14 protein-coding genes and 4 tRNA genes are annotated in these 16,751 nt (G+C 60.6%); 17 read left to right on the plus strand and 1 reads right to left on the minus strand.

The window, feature by feature from the left end; genetic code table 11:
- Window positions 1-149: 149 nt before the first annotated feature.
- From accD to HBO19_RS15390, 10 genes are all read left to right on the plus strand, one after another.
- On the plus strand, window positions 150-1,070 hold the full coding sequence (gene accD / locus HBO19_RS15345; protein WP_038442050.1) for an acetyl-CoA carboxylase, carboxyltransferase subunit beta: 921 nt from the start codon (window positions 150-152) through the stop codon (window positions 1,068-1,070).
- Window positions 1,067-2,374, plus strand: a complete 1,308-nt coding sequence (folC, locus tag HBO19_RS15350) for a bifunctional tetrahydrofolate synthase/dihydrofolate synthase (protein ID WP_170057808.1) — start codon at window positions 1,067-1,069, stop codon at window positions 2,372-2,374. Before accD ends, folC begins: the two co-directional genes overlap by 4 nt.
- Window positions 2,358-3,017, plus strand: a complete 660-nt coding sequence (locus HBO19_RS15355) for an SPOR domain-containing protein (protein ID WP_170043451.1) — start codon at window positions 2,358-2,360, stop codon at window positions 3,015-3,017. The genes folC and HBO19_RS15355 overlap by 17 nt, the downstream gene beginning before the upstream one ends.
- A 243-nt stretch (window positions 3,018-3,260) precedes the next feature.
- On the plus strand, window positions 3,261-3,818 hold the full coding sequence (locus HBO19_RS15360; protein ID WP_169953471.1) for a CvpA family protein: 558 nt from the start codon (window positions 3,261-3,263) through the stop codon (window positions 3,816-3,818).
- Between the two features lie 41 nt (window positions 3,819-3,859).
- Window positions 3,860-5,365 (plus strand): amidophosphoribosyltransferase, encoded by a 1,506-nt coding sequence (gene purF / locus HBO19_RS15365; protein ID WP_169953473.1) that lies wholly within the window; start codon window positions 3,860-3,862, stop codon window positions 5,363-5,365.
- Between the two features lie 66 nt (window positions 5,366-5,431).
- A complete protein-coding gene (locus HBO19_RS15370; protein WP_169953475.1) occupies window positions 5,432-6,643 on the plus strand; it encodes an O-succinylhomoserine sulfhydrylase in 1,212 nt (403 codons plus the stop codon).
- Window positions 6,644-6,654: 11 nt separating this feature from the next.
- Window positions 6,655-7,419: an SDR family oxidoreductase gene (locus HBO19_RS15375; RefSeq protein ID WP_170043540.1), complete on the plus strand. Its 765-nt coding sequence runs from the start codon at window positions 6,655-6,657 to the stop codon at window positions 7,417-7,419.
- A 107-nt stretch (window positions 7,420-7,526) separates the two neighbouring features.
- Window positions 7,527-7,602, plus strand: a tRNA-Val gene (locus tag HBO19_RS15380).
- A 55-nt stretch (window positions 7,603-7,657) separates the two neighbouring features.
- Window positions 7,658-7,734, plus strand: a tRNA-Asp gene (locus HBO19_RS15385).
- A 105-nt stretch (window positions 7,735-7,839) separates the two neighbouring features.
- Window positions 7,840-7,916: transfer RNA gene (locus HBO19_RS15390), tRNA-Asp, on the plus strand.
- 164 nt (window positions 7,917-8,080) lie between these two features.
- Here the strand turns inward: HBO19_RS15390 and HBO19_RS15395 are convergent.
- Window positions 8,081-9,364, minus strand: a complete 1,284-nt coding sequence (locus tag HBO19_RS15395) for an FAD-binding oxidoreductase (RefSeq protein WP_169953476.1) — start codon at window positions 9,362-9,364, stop codon at window positions 8,081-8,083.
- Between the two features lie 184 nt (window positions 9,365-9,548).
- Here HBO19_RS15395 and HBO19_RS15400 point away from each other — a divergent pair.
- The 7 genes from HBO19_RS15400 to HBO19_RS15430 all read left to right on the plus strand — a co-directional run bounded on the left by HBO19_RS15400 (window position 9,549) and on the right by HBO19_RS15430 (window position 16,748).
- Window positions 9,549-9,625, plus strand: a tRNA-Val gene (locus tag HBO19_RS15400).
- 328 nt (window positions 9,626-9,953) lie between these two features.
- Window positions 9,954-10,475 carry an RNA polymerase sigma factor gene (locus HBO19_RS15405; protein WP_170043454.1) on the plus strand — a complete coding sequence of 174 codons (522 nt, stop codon included), beginning with the start codon at window positions 9,954-9,956 and terminating at the stop codon, window positions 10,473-10,475.
- Window positions 10,472-11,314 (plus strand): FecR domain-containing protein, encoded by an 843-nt coding sequence (locus HBO19_RS15410; RefSeq protein ID WP_170057809.1) that lies wholly within the window; start codon window positions 10,472-10,474, stop codon window positions 11,312-11,314. The genes HBO19_RS15405 and HBO19_RS15410 overlap by 4 nt, the downstream gene beginning before the upstream one ends.
- 109 nt (window positions 11,315-11,423) lie before the next feature.
- Window positions 11,424-13,838 (plus strand): TonB-dependent receptor, encoded by a 2,415-nt coding sequence (locus tag HBO19_RS15415; protein WP_170057874.1) that lies wholly within the window; start codon window positions 11,424-11,426, stop codon window positions 13,836-13,838.
- Between the two features lie 139 nt (window positions 13,839-13,977).
- On the plus strand, window positions 13,978-14,814 hold the full coding sequence (locus HBO19_RS15420; RefSeq protein WP_170057875.1) for a 5'-nucleotidase, lipoprotein e(P4) family: 837 nt from the start codon (window positions 13,978-13,980) through the stop codon (window positions 14,812-14,814).
- A 261-nt stretch (window positions 14,815-15,075) separates the two neighbouring features.
- The gene (locus HBO19_RS15425; RefSeq protein WP_170057810.1) at window positions 15,076-15,801 is read left to right on the plus strand and encodes a DUF969 domain-containing protein; all 726 of its coding nucleotides are present in this window, start codon (window positions 15,076-15,078) and stop codon (window positions 15,799-15,801) included.
- A complete protein-coding gene (locus HBO19_RS15430; RefSeq protein WP_169953484.1) occupies window positions 15,798-16,748 on the plus strand; it encodes a DUF979 domain-containing protein in 951 nt (316 codons plus the stop codon). Before HBO19_RS15425 ends, HBO19_RS15430 begins: the two co-directional genes overlap by 4 nt.
- The last annotated feature ends 3 nt before the right edge of the window (window positions 16,749-16,751 follow it).

Consider the following 16,751-nt stretch of genomic DNA (forward strand, 5'->3'; position numbering starts at 1 on the left):
CGGGTTGTCTGGAAGGCTGAGGGCAGGTGCAGGAAATGGCTGGTCGAACGTCTGACCCCGTCCTGTGGTTGTTATCGCCACATCAATGAATTTAGCTCAAGGGCATACGCGGGGCTGTGTTCAAGCCACCGGTACTGGAGAAAGAAAGCATGAGCAACTGGTTAGTAGACAAACTGATCCCCTCGATCATGCGTTCCGAGGTGAAGAAAAGCTCGGTTCCTGAAGGTCTATGGCACAAGTGCCCATCCTGCGACGCGGTGTTGTACCGCCCGGAGCTGGAAAAGACCCTGGACGTTTGCCCCAAGTGCAACCACCACATGCGTATCGGCGCCCGCGCCCGTATCGACATCTTCCTCGACGCCGATGGCCGTGCCGAGCTGGGCGCTGACCTGGAGCCGGTGGACCGCCTCAAGTTTCGCGACGGCAAGAAGTACAAGGACCGCCTGACCGCTGCGCAAAAGCAGACCGGCGAGAAAGACGCGCTGATTTCCGTCAGCGGCAAACTGCTGGGCATGCCCGTAGTGGTGTCGGCGTTTGAGTTTTCCTTCATGGGTGGTTCCATGGGCGCCATTGTCGGTGAGCGCTTTGTACGCGCCGCCAACTACGCCCTGGAAAACCGTTGCCCGATGATCTGCTTCGCCGCCTCCGGTGGTGCACGGATGCAGGAAGCGCTGATCTCGCTGATGCAGATGGCCAAGACCTCTGCGGTGCTGGCGCGTCTGCGTGAAGAGGGCATTCCGTTCATCTCGGTGCTGACCGATCCGGTCTACGGCGGCGTTTCCGCCAGCCTCGCGATGCTGGGCGACGTAATCGTCGGCGAGCCCAAGGCGCTGATCGGTTTTGCCGGCCCACGCGTGATCGAGCAGACCGTGCGTGAAAAGCTGCCCGAAGGCTTCCAGCGTAGCGAGTTCCTGCTGGAACACGGCGCCATTGACATGATCATCGCCCGTTCCGAACTGCGTCCGCGCCTGGGCAACCTGCTGGCACAGATGATGGGCTTGCCGACACCGGTGTACGTCGCGCCCAAGGTCGAACCCATCGTTGTGCCGCCGGTGCCTGCAAACCTATGACCCAACGGACCCTGGGCGAATGGCTCGCCTACCTTGAGCAGTTGCATCCGTCAGCCATCGACATGGGCCTGGAGCGCTCGCAACAGGTAGCGGCCCGCCTTGGGTTGGGTCGGCCTGCGCCACGGGTGATCACGGTCACTGGCACCAATGGCAAGGGCTCTACCTGCGCCTTTGTCGCGGCGTTGCTGCAGGCCCAGGGCTTGAAGGTTGGCGTCTACAGCTCGCCACACCTGCTGCGCTACAACGAGCGCGTGCAACTCAACGGCGTCGAAGCCACTGACGAGCAGTTGTGCGAAGCCTTTGCGGCGCTGGATGCCGGGCGTGGCGAAATCTCCCTGACCTATTTCGAGATGGGCACCCTGGCCGCGTTCTGGCTGTTCGAGCGTGAACAGCTGGATGCGGTGGTGCTGGAAGTCGGCCTCGGTGGTCGCCTGGATACCGTCAATGTGGTGGATGCCGACCTGGCGTTGGTCACCAGTATTGGTGTGGATCATGCCGATTACCTGGGCGATACCCGCGAATCCGTGGCCTATGAAAAAGCCGGGATCTTCCGTCAGGGCAAGCCGGCTTTGTGTGGTGACCTGGATCCGCCGCATACCTTGCTGGACAAGGTGCGCGAGCTGGATTGCCCGTTTTTCCTGCGGGGCCGTGATTTTGCCCTGGAGGTGTCTGGTGACCAATGGTCGTGGCGCGGTGTCGATACGCGGGGCCAGGGCGTCGAGTTGCACGGCCTGCCGCTGCTGAACCTTCCCATGGAAAACGCGGCACTCGCGCTGCAGGCCTATTTGTTGCTGGATCTGCCGTGGAATGGCGCGCAGATCGCCGATACTTTGCAGCGTACGCAGGTGGTCGGGCGCCTGGATCGTCGTTCGTTCGAATGGCAAGGCAAGCGCTTGAACCTGTTGCTGGATGTTGGGCACAACCCGCATGCTGCACAGTACCTGGCACGCCGTTTGGCCGGCCAAGTGCCAGCGGGTCGGCGCCTGGCGGTGTTCGGCCTGCTGGCGGACAAGGATCTGGACGGTGTGGTCGCGCCTTTGCTGAGCAGTGTGCAGTCCTGGGCAGTCGCCCCGCTGGATACGCCGCGCACCCGTACGGCCGATGATGTGCAGGCGGTGCTGCAGAACCTTGGCGCGACGGTGACGTCCCATGCAAGCGTAACCGCTGCATTGGAGGCTCAATGCGCGGTGGCAACGGCCGAGGACGAGATTCTGTTGTTCGGATCATTTTATTGTGTTGCCGAGGCGCTTGAGTGGTTGGCCCGGCGCTCCACGGAGGAAGCTGCACATGGCATTACTGGATAGCGCATACAAGCAGCGAATGGTCGGAGCCCTGGTATTGGTGGCGTTGGCGGTGATTTTCCTGCCGATGCTGTTTTCTCGCCAGGACGAGCAGCGCCAGGTCACGGTTGAGGCCCCGGCTGCGCCCCAGGCCCCGGTGATGCCGCAGGTCCAGGTCGAGCCAGTGGTGGTGCCTGAGCCGCAGGCGTTGCCCGAGGAAGAGCCGGTGCCGACTGATACGGAAATTGCCGAACAGCAAGCACCTTCGGCGCCGATCCAGCCGAGTGTGCCGGTGGTAAAGCCTGCTCCTGCACCGGTGGTGGCGGCCAAGCCTGCTACACCTGCTCCGGCCCCGAAGCCAGTGGCGCCGCAGCCGGCAGCCCCGGGCAAGCCTGATGTGGGGCAAAGTCGTATTGATCCGAATGGCTTGCCGATCAGTTGGTCGGTGCAACTCGCCAGCCTGTCCAATCGCGAAAGTGCCGAAGCCTTGCAGAAAACCCTGCGCAGCCAGGGTTATAACGCGTATATCCGGACTGCTGATGGCAAGAACCGGGTATTTGTCGGGCCGCTGATCGAGCGCGCCGAGGCGGACCGCCTGCGTGACCTGTTGGGTCGCCAGCAGAACCTGAAAGGTTTTGTGGTGCGCTTCCAGCCAGAGCGCGGCTGATTCTGCCAATGCGGTCTCAGTGTGGGAGCGGGCTTGCCCGCGATGACGGTGCACCAGTCGATATTACAGTTGGCTGGCACACCGCTATCGCGGGCAAGCCCGCTCCCACATTGGTTTGTGCCTGTCTTGAGATGGTCGTAGCTTGCCACAACCCATTGATTTGCAATGGACCACCAAACACCGCTTACCGATAGCCCGGCGCTCTGCTAAAATGCGCCGCCTTATCCGTCTGTAGGCTGCACTGTGCCATTTACCTGGGTTGATTGGGCGATCGTAGCCATCATCGCCATCTCCGCATTGATCAGTCTAAGCCGCGGCTTCGTCAAAGAAGCATTATCGCTGCTGACCTGGATCGTTGCAGGAGTCGTCGCCTGGATGTTCGGCGGATCCCTGGCCGTTTACCTGGCCGGTTATATCGAAACACCTTCGGCTCGTGTCATCGCGGGCTGCGCCATCATGTTCATCGCCACGCTGCTGGTGGGAGCAATGGTCAATTATCTTATCGGCGAATTGATACGTGTCACCGGCCTCTCCGGGACCGATCGATTTCTCGGCATGGCCTTCGGTGCCGCGCGTGGCGCGCTGCTGGTGGTCATTGCGGTCGGGCTGTTGAGCCTGGGCCCGGTACAGCAGGATTCGTGGTGGCAGGAGTCGAGTCTCGTGCCAAAATTTCTATTGGTTGCAGACTGGTCCAAGAACCTCATATTGGGGTGGAGCAGTCAGTGGCTGGCCAGCGGAATCAGCGTACCCGCTGATCTTCCGTTCAAGGAGCACCTCTTGCCGGGCAACACGCCGCAGTAAGTAGTGTTCAGTCAAGATTCATTAAGTAGGGGTTGCGTCGCATGTGTGGCATCGTCGGTATCGTCGGTAAGTCGAACGTCAATCAGGCGCTGTATGACGCGCTAACCGTCCTCCAGCACCGCGGCCAGGACGCTGCCGGTATTGTGACCAGCCACGACGGCCGGTTATTCCTGCGCAAGGACAATGGCCTGGTACGTGACGTGTTCCATCAACGTCACATGCAGCGCCTGGTCGGGCACATGGGCATTGGCCATGTGCGTTACCCGACTGCCGGTAGCTCGACTTCGGCCGAAGCTCAACCGTTTTACGTCAACTCGCCCTATGGCATCACCCTGGCGCACAACGGCAACCTGACCAACGTTGAGCAGCTGGCCAAGGAGATTTACGAATCTGACCTGCGCCACGTCAACACCAATTCCGACTCGGAAGTGCTGCTCAACGTGTTCGCCCACGAACTGGCCCAGCGCGGCAAGTTGCAGCCGACCGAAGAAGACGTGTTCGCCGCCGTGACAGACGTGCACAACCGCTGCGTGGGTGGCTACGCGGTCGTGGCAATGATCACCGGCTACGGGATCGTCGGTTTCCGCGACCCCCACGGCATCCGCCCGATCGTGTTCGGCCAGCGCCATACCGACGAAGGCGTCGAGTACATGATCGCCTCCGAAAGCGTGTCCCTGGATGTGCTGGGTTTCACCCTGGTGCGTGACCTGGCGCCGGGCGAAGCGGTGTACATCACCGAAGACGGCAAGCTGCATACCCGTCAGTGCGCGATCAACCCGAAACTCACACCATGCATCTTCGAGCACGTCTACCTGGCGCGTCCGGATTCGATCATCGACGGTGTCTCGGTGTACAAGGCGCGCCTGCGCATGGGTGAGAAGCTCGCCGAGAAGATCCTGCGCGAGCGTCCGGAGCACGATATCGACGTGGTTATCCCGATCCCGGACACCAGCCGTACCGCCGCGCTGGAGCTGGCCACTCGCCTGGGCGTAAAGTTCCGCGAAGGTTTCGTCAAGAACCGCTACATCGGCCGCACCTTCATCATGCCGGGCCAGGCGGCTCGCAAGAAGTCGGTACGCCAGAAGCTCAACGCCATCGAGCTGGAATTCCGCGGCAAGAACGTGATGCTGGTGGATGACTCCATCGTGCGGGGTACCACGTGCAAGCAGATCATCCAGATGGCCCGTGAAGCCGGGGCGAAGAACGTGTACTTCTGTTCCGCTGCGCCTGCGGTGCGGTACCCGAACGTGTACGGCATCGACATGCCGAGCGCCCACGAGTTGATTGCGCACAATCGTTCGACCCAGGATGTGGCTGACCTGATCGGCGCTGATTGGCTGATCTATCAGGATCTTCCTGACTTGATCGAGGCGGTTGGCGGCGGCAAGATCAAGATCGAGCATTTCGATTGCGCAGTTTTCGATGGCAAGTACGTGACCGGTGATGTCGACGAGGCTTACCTGAACAAGATCGAGCAGGCGCGTAACGACTCCTCCAAGATCAAGACCCAGGCGGTCAGCGCGATCATCGATCTGTACAACAACTGAGTAACTACCGGCCCTGAGGGGCCGGTTTTGTATCTTAAATAAAGAATTGAGTGAAGGAGTGGCAGCATGAGTCAGGAATGGGATGCCGGTCGGTTGGACAGCGACCTCGATGGCGTGGCTTTCGATACCCTGGCTGTGCGCGCCGGCCAGCACCGCACGCCGGAAGGTGAGCATGGTGACCCGATGTTCTTCACCTCCAGCTACGTGTTCCGCACTGCGGCAGACGCGGCGGCACGCTTTGCTGGCGAAGTGCCGGGTAACGTCTATTCCCGCTACACCAACCCGACGGTACGCGCTTTCGAAGAGCGCATCGCGGCACTGGAGGGGGCAGAGCAGGCCGTCGCCACGGCAACTGGCATGGCGGCCATCCTCGCGGTGGTCATGAGCCTGTGCAGTGCCGGTGACCACGTGTTGGTGTCGCGCAGTGTGTTTGGTTCGACCATCAGCCTCTTCGAGAAGTACTTCAAGCGCTTTGGCATTGAAGTCGACTACGTGCCGCTGGCGGACCTTTCTGCCTGGGATGGGGCCATCAAGGCCAATACCAAATTGCTGTTCGTCGAATCGCCGTCCAACCCTTTGGCAGAGCTAGTGGATATCGCCGCCCTCGCCGAAGTGGCCCACGCCAAAGGTGCGATGTTGGTGGTGGATAACTGCTTCTGCACGCCTGCCTTGCAGCAGCCGCTGAAGCTGGGCGCAGATATTGTGGTGCATTCGGCCACCAAGTTCATCGACGGCCAGGGGCGTTGCATGGGCGGCGTGGTGGCCGGCCGTGGCGAGCAAATGAAGGAAGTAGTGGGTTTCTTGCGTACCGCTGGCCCGACTCTGAGCCCGTTCAATGCCTGGATTTTCCTCAAGGGCCTGGAAACCCTCAGCCTGCGGATGAAGGCCCATTGCGCCAACGCCCAGGCCCTGGCCGAGTGGCTGGAGCAGCAGGATGGCATCGAGAAAGTCCACTACGCCGGCTTGAAGAGCCATCCGCAACACGAACTGGCCCAGCGTCAGCAGCGTGGGTTCGGTGCGGTGGTCAGTTTCGAGGTCAAGGGTGGCAAGGAGGGCGCATGGCGCTTTATCGACGCCACGCGCCTGATTTCCATCACCGCCAACCTGGGTGATAGCAAGACCACCATTACCCATCCAAGCACCACTTCCCATGGCCGCCTGGCCCCGCAGGAGCGTGAGGCTGCCGGTATCCGTGACAGCCTGATCCGCGTTGCGGTGGGGCTGGAAGACGTGGCTGACTTGCAGGCCGACCTGGCTCGCGGGCTGGCTGCCTTGTGATCGAGTGGTCCCTGGAGGCGGCTGGCGCCAGTAATGGCAGGGTCGCGTTGGTGACAGGCGCGGCGCGGGGTATCGGCCTGGGGATCGCGGCCTGGTTGGTCAGCGAAGGCTGGCAAGTGGTGTTGGCCGACCTGGATCGCGAGCGGGGCGCCAAGGTGTCCAAGGTGCTGGGCGATAACGCCTGGTTTATCACCATGGATGTGGCCGATGAGCAGCAGGTGGCGCTGGGAGTTGCCGAGGTGCTGGGCCAGTTCGGGCGCCTGGATGCGCTGGTGTGCAATGCTGCTGTGGCCGATCCGCGCAATATCACGCTGGATAGCCTGGACCTGGCGTACTGGAACCGGGTGCTGGCGGTGAACCTCAGTGGGCCGATGTTGCTGGCCAAGCACTGCGCACCTTATCTGCGGGCCCATGGTGGCTCCATCGTCAACCTGGCCTCGACCCGGGCCCGGCAGTCGGAGCCGGACACCGAGGCCTATGCAGCGAGCAAGGGCGGCCTGTTAGCCCTGACGCACGCGCTGGCCATCAGTCTTGGGCCGGAGGTGCGGGTCAACGCCGTCAGCCCTGGCTGGATCGACGCCCGTGATCCCGCTGCGCGCCGTGCAGAGCCACTGAGTGACGCCGATCATGCGCAGCATCCTGCGGGCCGGGTAGGCACGGTTGAGGATGTGGCGGCCATGGTGGCATGGCTGCTGTCGCGTAGCGCCGGGTTTGTCACCGGGCAAGAGTTCGTGGTGGATGGTGGCATGAGCAAGAAGATGATTTACAGCGAGTAGAGCGGGGAGCGGTCTTGAAGCGATTTTGTCTTTTTCAGAAAAACTTCAAGCAGGCTCTTGACTTAGGTCCGCTACCTGCGTAAATTTCGCGGCCTCAACGAAGCAAAGGGTGATTAGCTCAGCTGGGAGAGCATCTGCCTTACAAGCAGAGGGTCGGCGGTTCGATCCCGTCATCACCCACCACTTCTTGAGAGTTTTGCCCTAGGGCAAGACGCAACGTTAAAGGTTGCACCGACGCGCAGCGGTAGTTCAGTCGGTTAGAATACCGGCCTGTCACGCCGGGGGTCGCGGGTTCGAGTCCCGTCCGCTGCGCCATATTTTCCAGGTCCGATGTTTCGGATTTGAGATTGAACAGCCAAGGCTGCTCAGTCAGATGTTTGAAGGCGGTTGAAGGTGACACTTCGGCAGTCTGAGCGATACGCAGCGGTAGTTCAGTCGGTTAGAATACCGGCCTGTCACGCCGGGGGTCGCGGGTTCGAGTCCCGTCCGCTGCGCCATATCTGTTCCAGGGTCCACTGAACACCCTGAGAGCGCCAAGAAGAGCTTTATGCTTGATTGGATCGATAGCAAAGACCCTGGTCGAAAGACCGGGGTTTTTTGTGTCTGCGATTTGATGATGCAACTTGTAGGAGCCGGCTTGCCGGCTCCTACAGGGTATCGATCAGAAACCCAGCTTGTCCCGCAGCCCGTAGTACCACGCGCCCAGCGCCGCAAATGGCGTGCGCAGCAGTTGGCCGCCCGGGAACGGGTAGTGCGGCAGGTCGGCAAACGCATCAAAACGTTCTGCTTGGCCCCTGAGGGCTTCGGCCAGTACCTTGCCTGCTAGGTGCGTATACGTCACGCCGTGGCCACTACAGCCTTGGGAGTAGTAGATGTTGTCGCCGATGCGGCCGACCTGGGGCAGGCGCGAGAGGGTTAGCAGGAAGTTGCCGGTCCAGGCGTAGTCGATTTTTACATCCTTCAATTGTGGAAAGGCCTTGAGCATCTTCGGCCGGATGATCGCTTCGATGTTCGCCGGGTCCCGCGCGCCATACACCACGCCACCGCCGAAGATCAGGCGCTTGTCGCTGGTCAGTCGGTAGTAGTCGAGCAAGTAGTTGCAATCTTCGACGCAGAAGTCCTGGGGCAGCAGGCTTTTAGCCAGCTCATCACCCAGGGGCGCCGTGGTAATCACTTGTGTGCCACAAGGCATCGACTTGGCCGCCAACTCGGGCACCAGGTTGCCCAGGTAGGCATTGCCGGCGACGATGATGAATTTGGCCTTCACCTTGCCTTGGGCGGTGTGGACGACAGGGTTGGCGCCACGCTCGATGCGCACGGCGGCGGACTGTTCGTAGATCGTGCCACCCAGGGACTCCACGGCTGCCGCTTCACCCAATGCCAGGTTGAGCGGATGGATATGCCCGCCACTCATGTCCAGCAGGCCGCCCACGTAGTTCTCACAGGCCACCACCTCGCGGATGCGCCGCTCGTCGAGCAGTTCCAATTGAGTATGGCCGTAGCGTTCCCACAAGCGCTTCTGCGACTCCAGGTGGCCCATGTGCTTGCTATTGAGCGCGGCGAATACACCGCCGTCCTTCAAATCGCACTGGATCTGGTACTTGGCGACCCGCTCACGAATGATCCTGCCGCCCTCGAATGCCATTTGCCCCAATAGCTGTGCCTGCTGCGCACCGACGCTACGCTCGATCACATCGATATCACGGCTGTAGCTGTTGACGATCTGGCCACCATTGCGCCCGGATGCACCGAAACCTACCTTCGCGGCTTCCAGCACCGTCACACGAAAGCCGTTCTCCAGCAGGAACAGCGCGCTCGACAACCCGGTATAGCCCGCACCGATCACGCATACATCGGTTTCGACTTCACCTTGCAGCACTGGCCGGGGAGGTACCGCATTGGCGGACGCGGCGTAATAGGACTGGGGGTAGGGGGTGTTCGCCATACTGGAACCTCTGTTTTATATTTTTTACGAGTGCGCCGATCCTACCTCAGTTGAAAATGCCCTGCCAGCCACCCGGAAAAAGCAGCGGCGCCAATAAAAAATAAAAAATTCGCATATTCATAGGCTTAGCTGCAAAAAAGGTGTTGACACCCCTCGGGAATTCCGTAGAATGCCGCCTCACAGCAGGCACGTAGCTCAGTTGGTTAGAGCACCACCTTGACATGGTGGGGGTCGTTGGTTCGAGTCCAATCGCGCCTACCAAACAAAATCCGCTCTGCTGGGCGGTCTAGAAGGGCTCACCGAAAGGTGGGCCCTTTTTTGTTGCCTGGGATTTCATGCAAAGCTTCGCGCCGACAATTGCACTGCACCTTCAGGTCGGCTTTCAGCTTCATGTTTCTGCGCTTGAAGGCCGACGACCTACCCGGTGGAGGTAGCGTTGCTCATCCCGAGAAATTTGCCATTTCTGACCCGCTTAGCGATTGCGCCTAAAGGTCCATCTCTACGCTTCAAATGTAAAACATTCGCATTTATACTGCGCGCAATCGCACCTTTCTCCAGGTCATCCGTTCCTCTCATCGCGCAGGTCATTGTGCAGGCCGACCCTCCAAAACCCACACTGCTGGCAGCATTGGTTCGGCACTACGACGAGTTGGTGGATCATGTGCGCCGGCGTTTTGGCGAACGGATTTTCGCTCGTGAGGTGATACACGACTTGTGCCTGCAGTTGCTTGAGCAGGATGAAAAGCAAGGTGTGCGCACGCCAGTGGCCTTGTTGCGCAAGATCGCCAGCGATATGGCGATCAGCCGGTATCGCAGCGAGCGTCGGCGCCAGGGTTGGGTGGTCGGTGTTTCGGTGTTGCCACAAGTGGTCTGCGGTGCGCCGAGCCAGGAGCGTCATCTTGATGGGGAAAGGGCCCTGGAGCTGCTGACCGAGGCGATTGCCAGTCTGCCGCCGCGCTGCCAAATGGTGTTTGTCATGCACAAAGTGCATGAACTGCCCCAGGCCGAAGTGGCTGCGCGCCTGGGTATTTCCCTGAAAACCGTCGAAAAGCACCTGCGCCTGGGCATGGGGATCTGCCGCGCACATCTAGGCTCGGAGGTCTTGCCATGAGTCGCGACCCGCACAAGAGCAAGGACTTCAGCCAGGAAGACGAGGCCATCGCACGGGTTCGTGAGGACCTCAAGCAACGATTTCCGTTGCCCCCGCCGACGCCCGCGAAAAACAAACGCCCGGCAGGAAAAACCCTCGGGCTGCTGCTGTTGGCGATTGTTGCAGGTGTGGCCTGGATTGATCCTGCCTACCGCAGCGAGCATGTTGCCAGCCAGGTAGGGCAGCGCCAGGCGCTGCTGCTGGCTGATGGCACTCAGGTGTTGCTCGACAGCAACACCGAGATGACGATCAGTTGGCACCTGCGCAGCCGCCAGGTCGAGCTGAAGGCGGGGCAGGCGTTGTTTGAAGTGTCGCCGATGGTCTACCGGCCGTTTCTGGTCGATGCCGGGTTGGCTGTGGTGCGAGTGGTGGGCACCCGTTTTAACGTCAGGCGCCAGGAACAGGATGTGCAGATCACGGTGGCTGAAGGCAGGGTCGCCGTGCGTGCGGCCGCTACGGGGGCAGTGGCTGCGCTGGAGCCCGGGCAGCAGTTGCGTGTGCATAAGGGGCAAGAGGCTCGGTTGGGACGGGTGGACGTGGATGACGTCACCGCCTGGCAACAAAGCCGGCTGGTCTTTGAAAGCACTCCGCTCGAAGACGTCATCGACACACTGCAGCGCTATCACCGCCAGCCCATAAGGCTCATGGACCCCCGGCTTGCGCGCCTGCCGGTTTCCGGTGTGTTTGACAGTGGTCACGTTGATCACTTGCTGGCGCTGTTGCCCGGGATCCTGCCGGTGCGCGTTTCCACTGGGGCCGATGGCTCGGTCCTGATCGATTCCCCCGGCCAGAAAAAATAATCTTCAACCGAGGTAGGGTTGCGCCGCAGTGCTGACGGCTATCTCCCTGTAACCCTACTTCGTGGAGAATAAAAACGTGAGTCAGTCCTTCCTGCGCGCGCCGGTGCGCATGTCCTTGCTGGCCAGCGGCTTGCTCCTGAGCCAATGGTCGTTGGCAGAGTCTGCACCGGTTGATTTCGATGTCCCGGCCGCATCGCTGGAGAAATCCCTGAATGCCGTAGCCCGGCAATCTTCGGCACAGATCCTGTTCGCCAGTGAAATCACGGCCGGCAAGACCGCACCGGACTTGCGCGGGCGCTACACATTGCAGGAAGCGCTTGAACGGTTGCTCGGCCAAAGCGGGCTGACGGTGCAGGCGCGTGATGAGCAAACGTTCCTGGTGGTCCAGGGGCATACCGCCAACACCTCCCAGGCGCCAGCCCCCACGCCAGGCACAATGGAGCTGGCCAGCCTGACCATCAGCGCCTCGCGGCTCGACAGCGACCTGGTGCCCCAGGCTCGCCAGGTCAATGTCATCGAACACAAACAGTTGGAGCAACTGCGTCAGGGCTCGGACAGCCTGGCCACCCTGCTGGCCAAGAGCATCCCGGGCATGGCCGACTCAAGCCGGACCATTACCGACTACGGGCAAACCTTGCGCGGGCGGACGATGCTGGTGCTGGTCGACGGTGTTCCGCTCAATACCAACCGCGATTCCTCGCGCAACCTGGCGAACATCGACCCCGCGCTGATCGAGCGTATCGAAGTGATCCGTGGCAGCAGTGCGATCTACGGCGCCGGTGCGACTGGGGGCATCATCTCCATCACGACGCGTCCGGCAGGCGGCGAGCCGCGAGCGACCACCAGCCTGAGCGCCGTCTCGCCCTTGAGCAAACTGGGTAGCGATGGCCTGGGCGGCCAGTTGCAGCATCATGTTGCCGGGTCCCAGGGCCGGGTGGATTACGCACTGGACTTTGGTGCCCGCCACATTGGCGCCTCCTACGACGCCAAGGGGCACCGCCTTGCGCCAGAGCCAAGCCAGGGCGATCTGTTCGACTCCAACACCTTCAATGTCGGCGGCAAGTTGGGCTTGCGCCTTGATGATGTGCAGCGCATCCAGCTTTCTGCCAGCCATTACAACGCCGAGCAAAACAGCGACTACACCTCCGACCCGTCCGTGGCCAGGCTTCCTGCGGGCTCGGTGCCTGCGCGCCCGTTGTCCGGCCTGTCGTTGGAGGAGCAGAACCAGATCAAAAACACCCTGCTCAACCTGGAGTACGCCCATGCCGACGTGCTGGGCGGCACGCTCAATGCGCAGATCTACTACCGGGACTACTTCACCCGGTTCACGCCATTCGATGCTCGCGCAGTGGCGACCCGTGGACGCAATGTCGACCAGGTCATGCAGAACAGTGAAGTGTTTGGCAGTCGGGTCACGCTACGCACGCCGCTGGGGAGCCTGGGGACTACAGAGTTGTTATGGGGCGCTGACTTCAACCAGGAGCGCAGCGACATGCCCATCGACATCTTCGACCCGCGAGCCTTTGACGCCAGCGGCGGCAGGGTGTTTGACAAGATCGGCAAGCTCACCTACATGCCCGACCTGACAACCCGCAGCCTTGGCGGCTTTGCGCAGTTGCAGCATAAGCTCAACGAACAATGGTCGGTGGAAGGCGGCGTACGCTACGAATATGCCACTGCCCAGTACGATGACTTTATCCCGCTCTCGGAGTCGGCAGCGACCCAGCCGGCCACTGTTCGCGGGGGCAAGGTGCATTATGATTCGTTGCTGTCCAACATCAGCCTGACCTACTCGCCGGTAGCGGGCCAGGAGGTCTACGCGGCGTTCAGCCAGGGCTTCCAGCTGCCCGATATCGGGGTGCAAATGCGCAATGCCCGGCGTGGATTCGATATCGGCTCCTCCAACCTGGAGCCGGTGAAAACCAACAACTACGAACTGGGCTGGCGCGGCGCGCTGGGCGAGCAGACATTGGCCTCGCTGGCCGTGTTCTACACCACGTCCAAGCTTGGGGATGTGCAGAGTTTCAACAATGGCCTGATCCTGACCCGCACCCAAGAGCGAATCTACGGTGTGGAAGGCAGTGCCGACTGGCTGACCGACGATGAGCGCTGGGGCGCCGGCGGCACCTTTACCTGGATCAAAGGCCGGGAGCAGCCCGAAGGCCGTGGCTGGCAAGACATGACCGGGTATCGCATCCCGCCGCTCAAACTGACCGCGTACCTGGAGTTCAAGCCGACTGAAGCCTGGAGCAACCGCTTGCAGGCCAACTTTTTTGACGGCGCCGACTATCGCCTGGATGGTGTTGCCAGCTTTGGGCGACGCAAGGTCGACAGTTACACCACCGTCGATATGATCAGCCAATACCAACTCAGTGAAAATGATCAGGTCAGCATGGGGGTCCAGAACCTGTTCAATCGCAGTTACTACCCGCTTTACAGTCAACTGATGCGTAGCAGCAACAACACCAGCCACCTGCCTGCGCCAGGCACCGTACTGACGGCAAGCTACACACATCAGTGGTAAACCGCACAGTGTGTGCGCAAGTTGCGTCTGATTGATCCATGATCGCGACACCCATATTGAGCCGGCCTGCCGGGTGTTATAGAACAACACCCTTGCAGTGCCTGCTGAGGCTGTCTAGAGCTTAACTATGGGTTTGAAAATGAAAGTAGAGAAAACCAACAAGATCCTGGCCGCTCCCATTCTCTTCTCGCTTTTGATGCTTCAGTGCGCGCCCGCATGGTCCGGGCAAGTCACAGGCGCTGTTTCCAATGATTTGACGGCAGCCGTTGCCTGGAGGCAGACGGCTGCTGAATTCGAGGCGCTCTACTATCAAGGTTTCAACGTCGCCAAGATGCGCCTGGACAGCGCTCTGCAAGCGCATAAGGCCGGTGATCGGCCGTTGGCGATTATCAGTGACATCGACGACACCGTGTTGAGCAGCAATAGCTATTGGGGCTACATGATCAATTCGGACAAAGAGTTCTTCGATGATGCCGCCTGGGACCAATGGGTGGCTGAAAACGGCCCGGTGGCCACCCCCGGTGCAGTGGAGTTCTTGAGTTATGCGCAAGCCAAAGGGGTCGAGGTTTTCTACGTCACGAGCCGTGACCAGGGCGAAAAAACCTATGAGTACGCCTTGGCCAACCTGCGCAAGAACAAGCTGCCCTTTGCCGATGAAAAGCACCTGACGGTTTATCGCGACTCTTCCAATAAAGAGCCCCGGCAGATAGAAATTGCCAAGGATTATGAGGTGGTCGTGATGCTGGGCGACAACCTCAATGACTTCAAACGCAAGTACTACGTGTCTGATGTGCAGCAACGCATGGCGTTGATGACCGAGGATAAACAACAGTTGGGGCGCAAGTTTATTCTCTTCCCCAACCCCACCGATGGGCATTGGCTCAAAGCCATCTTTGGTGATTCCGAGCCGCCCGCCACACCGCAAAACAGCGCCAAATTCAAGGCTGCAGCCGGCTCCAAGGCTTGGCAGCCCTGATCAAGCAGGTTGACCCAAAAGGGCTTGCCACGGTTTGAGCCTTGCACATCGTGGCAAGCCCTGATTGGATTACATCCCCTCACAAACTTTATTGATTTGCAGCAACAATTTTTCTTGTTGGACACCCTCCGCTCCAAGCGGCAAAGATGCCCGCCAGTGACCCTCGACCTACCCGGTCAATAATAAAAATCCGCGTCGGGCTGCCCGTTATCGTTTATCGGCGATGCAGGCGTCGCAGCACGCAATCAAGGACTCAACGCCATGCAAACTGTTGTGAACCTGTGGCCGCTGATTGGCGTGCTCGTCATCGTGGTCGGCTTTGTGTTGCGCTTCAATCCGTTGCTGGTGGTAACGGCGGCGGCGATTGCCACCGGATTTGCCGCGCACTTCCCCCTGGAAAAAATCCTCGCCACCATGGGCGATGGCTTCCTGCAGACCCGCGCTTTGCAACTGATCCTGTTGCTGCCCCTGGCCGTTATCGGCCTGCTGGAGCGCCATGGCCTGCGCCTGCACGCGCAGAACTGGATTGCGCGCTTCGAGCGCGCCACCGTCGGGCGCCTGTTGATCATCTATCTGTTTGTTCGTGAGTCCACGGCGGCCATGGGCCTGACCAGCCTTGGCGGGCACCCGCAAATGGTGCGCCCGTTGCTGGCGCCCATGGCGGAAGGCGCTGCCGAGAAACGCTTCGGAAAACTGCCGGACAAGGTGCGGCACAAGGTCCTGGCGATGTGCGCCGCCACAGACAACGTGGGGCTGTTTTTTGGTGAAGACATCTTCGTGGCCTTTGGTGCGATTGCCCTGATGCATACCTTCCTGCTGGGTTCGGGTATTGATGTCGAGCCGCTGCATATTGCGGTGTGGGGCATCCCCACGGCGATTTGTGCGTTCATTGTGCATGCCATACGCTTGCATCGCTTTGACCGAAGGCTGACCCGTGAGCTGACGGCCACTGCGCCAGTCACCGCTCAGTCGGAGGTCGCGCAATGATCATTTCCATCCAATACCTGTACTGGCTCGCCGGCGTTTTGTTGCTGATTACGGCGGGCATGATCCTGGCTGACCGGACCCATCCCAAGCGTTGGTCAAGCGCGTTGTTCTGGTTGCTCTTCGCCATTCCGTTTTTGGTGGGCGAGCACCTGCCGTCGGTGGTGGTGGGTGTTGGCGTGGTGCTGATGGCACTGATCGCCGGGCTCGGCGGTGTAGGGCGTGGCACCCATGCCGAGTTGCATGACAAGGCGTCCCGCGCCAGCGCTGGCCGGCTGGGCCATAAACTATTTATTCCGGCCCTGGCCATTCCGTTGACCACGGTGATTGGCTCGGTGCTGCTCAAGAACACCGAGATTGGTGGCGTGCCGCTGCTGGATCCGAAGAACACCACGTTCGTGTCCCTGGGGCTCGGTTGCCTGATTGCCCTGGGGTTGGCCTGCTGGCTGACCCGCGATACGCCGGTGCAGGCCTTGCGTGAGTCGCGACGCCTGACCGAAGCCCTGGGCTGGGCCATGGTGCTGCCGCAGATGCTGGCCATGCTCGGCCTGCTGTTCAACGAAGCCGGGGTTGGCACGGCCGTGGCTCATGTCACCACCACCTACATCAACCTGGATTACAAGTTGGTGGCGGTGATGGTCTACGTGCTGGGCATGGCGCTGTTCACCGTGATCATGGGTAACGGCTTCGCCGCCTTCCCGGTCATGACCGGCGGGGTTGGCGTGCCGGTACTGGTGGGCATTTATGGCGGCAACCCGGCGGTGATGGCGGCCATCGGCATGTTTTCCGGGTACTGCGGCACGCTGATGACCCCGATGGCGGCGAACTTCAATATTGTGCCTGCGGCGCTCCTGGAGTTACCGGACAAAAACGCGGTGATCAAGGCGCAGATGCCCACGGCGTTGATGATGTTGCTGGTCAATATCGTCCTTCTTTATGTATTGATGTGAGGT

It is taken from the genome of Pseudomonas sp. WS 5021, assembly GCF_012985535.1.
In the GTDB taxonomy this organism is placed as follows: Bacteria; Pseudomonadota; Gammaproteobacteria; order Pseudomonadales; family Pseudomonadaceae; genus Aquipseudomonas.

Bases quoted from the DNA above. Each gene is read 5' to 3' on its own strand.
- HBO19_RS15370 (WP_169953475.1), top strand. From the start codon at position 5,432: ATGAGTCAGGAATGGGATGCCGGTCGGTTGGACAGCGACCTCGATGGC.
- HBO19_RS15430 (WP_169953484.1), top strand. From the start codon at position 15,798: ATGATCATTTCCATCCAATACCTGTACTGGCTCGCCGGCGTTTTGTTG.
- HBO19_RS15425 (WP_170057810.1), top strand. From the start codon at position 15,076: ATGCAAACTGTTGTGAACCTGTGGCCGCTGATTGGCGTGCTCGTCATC.
- HBO19_RS15415 (WP_170057874.1), top strand. From the start codon at position 11,424: ATGTCCTTGCTGGCCAGCGGCTTGCTCCTGAGCCAATGGTCGTTGGCA.
- HBO19_RS15355 (WP_170043451.1), top strand. From the start codon at position 2,358: ATGGCATTACTGGATAGCGCATACAAGCAGCGAATGGTCGGAGCCCTG.
- folC (WP_170057808.1), top strand. From the start codon at position 1,067: ATGACCCAACGGACCCTGGGCGAATGGCTCGCCTACCTTGAGCAGTTG.
- purF (WP_169953473.1), top strand. From the start codon at position 3,860: ATGTGTGGCATCGTCGGTATCGTCGGTAAGTCGAACGTCAATCAGGCG.
- HBO19_RS15410 (WP_170057809.1), top strand. From the start codon at position 10,472: ATGAGTCGCGACCCGCACAAGAGCAAGGACTTCAGCCAGGAAGACGAG.
- accD (WP_038442050.1), top strand. From the start codon at position 150: ATGAGCAACTGGTTAGTAGACAAACTGATCCCCTCGATCATGCGTTCC.
- HBO19_RS15420 (WP_170057875.1), top strand. From the start codon at position 13,978: ATGAAAGTAGAGAAAACCAACAAGATCCTGGCCGCTCCCATTCTCTTC.
- HBO19_RS15395 (WP_169953476.1), bottom strand. From the start codon at position 9,364: ATGGCGAACACCCCCTACCCCCAGTCCTATTACGCCGCGTCCGCCAAT.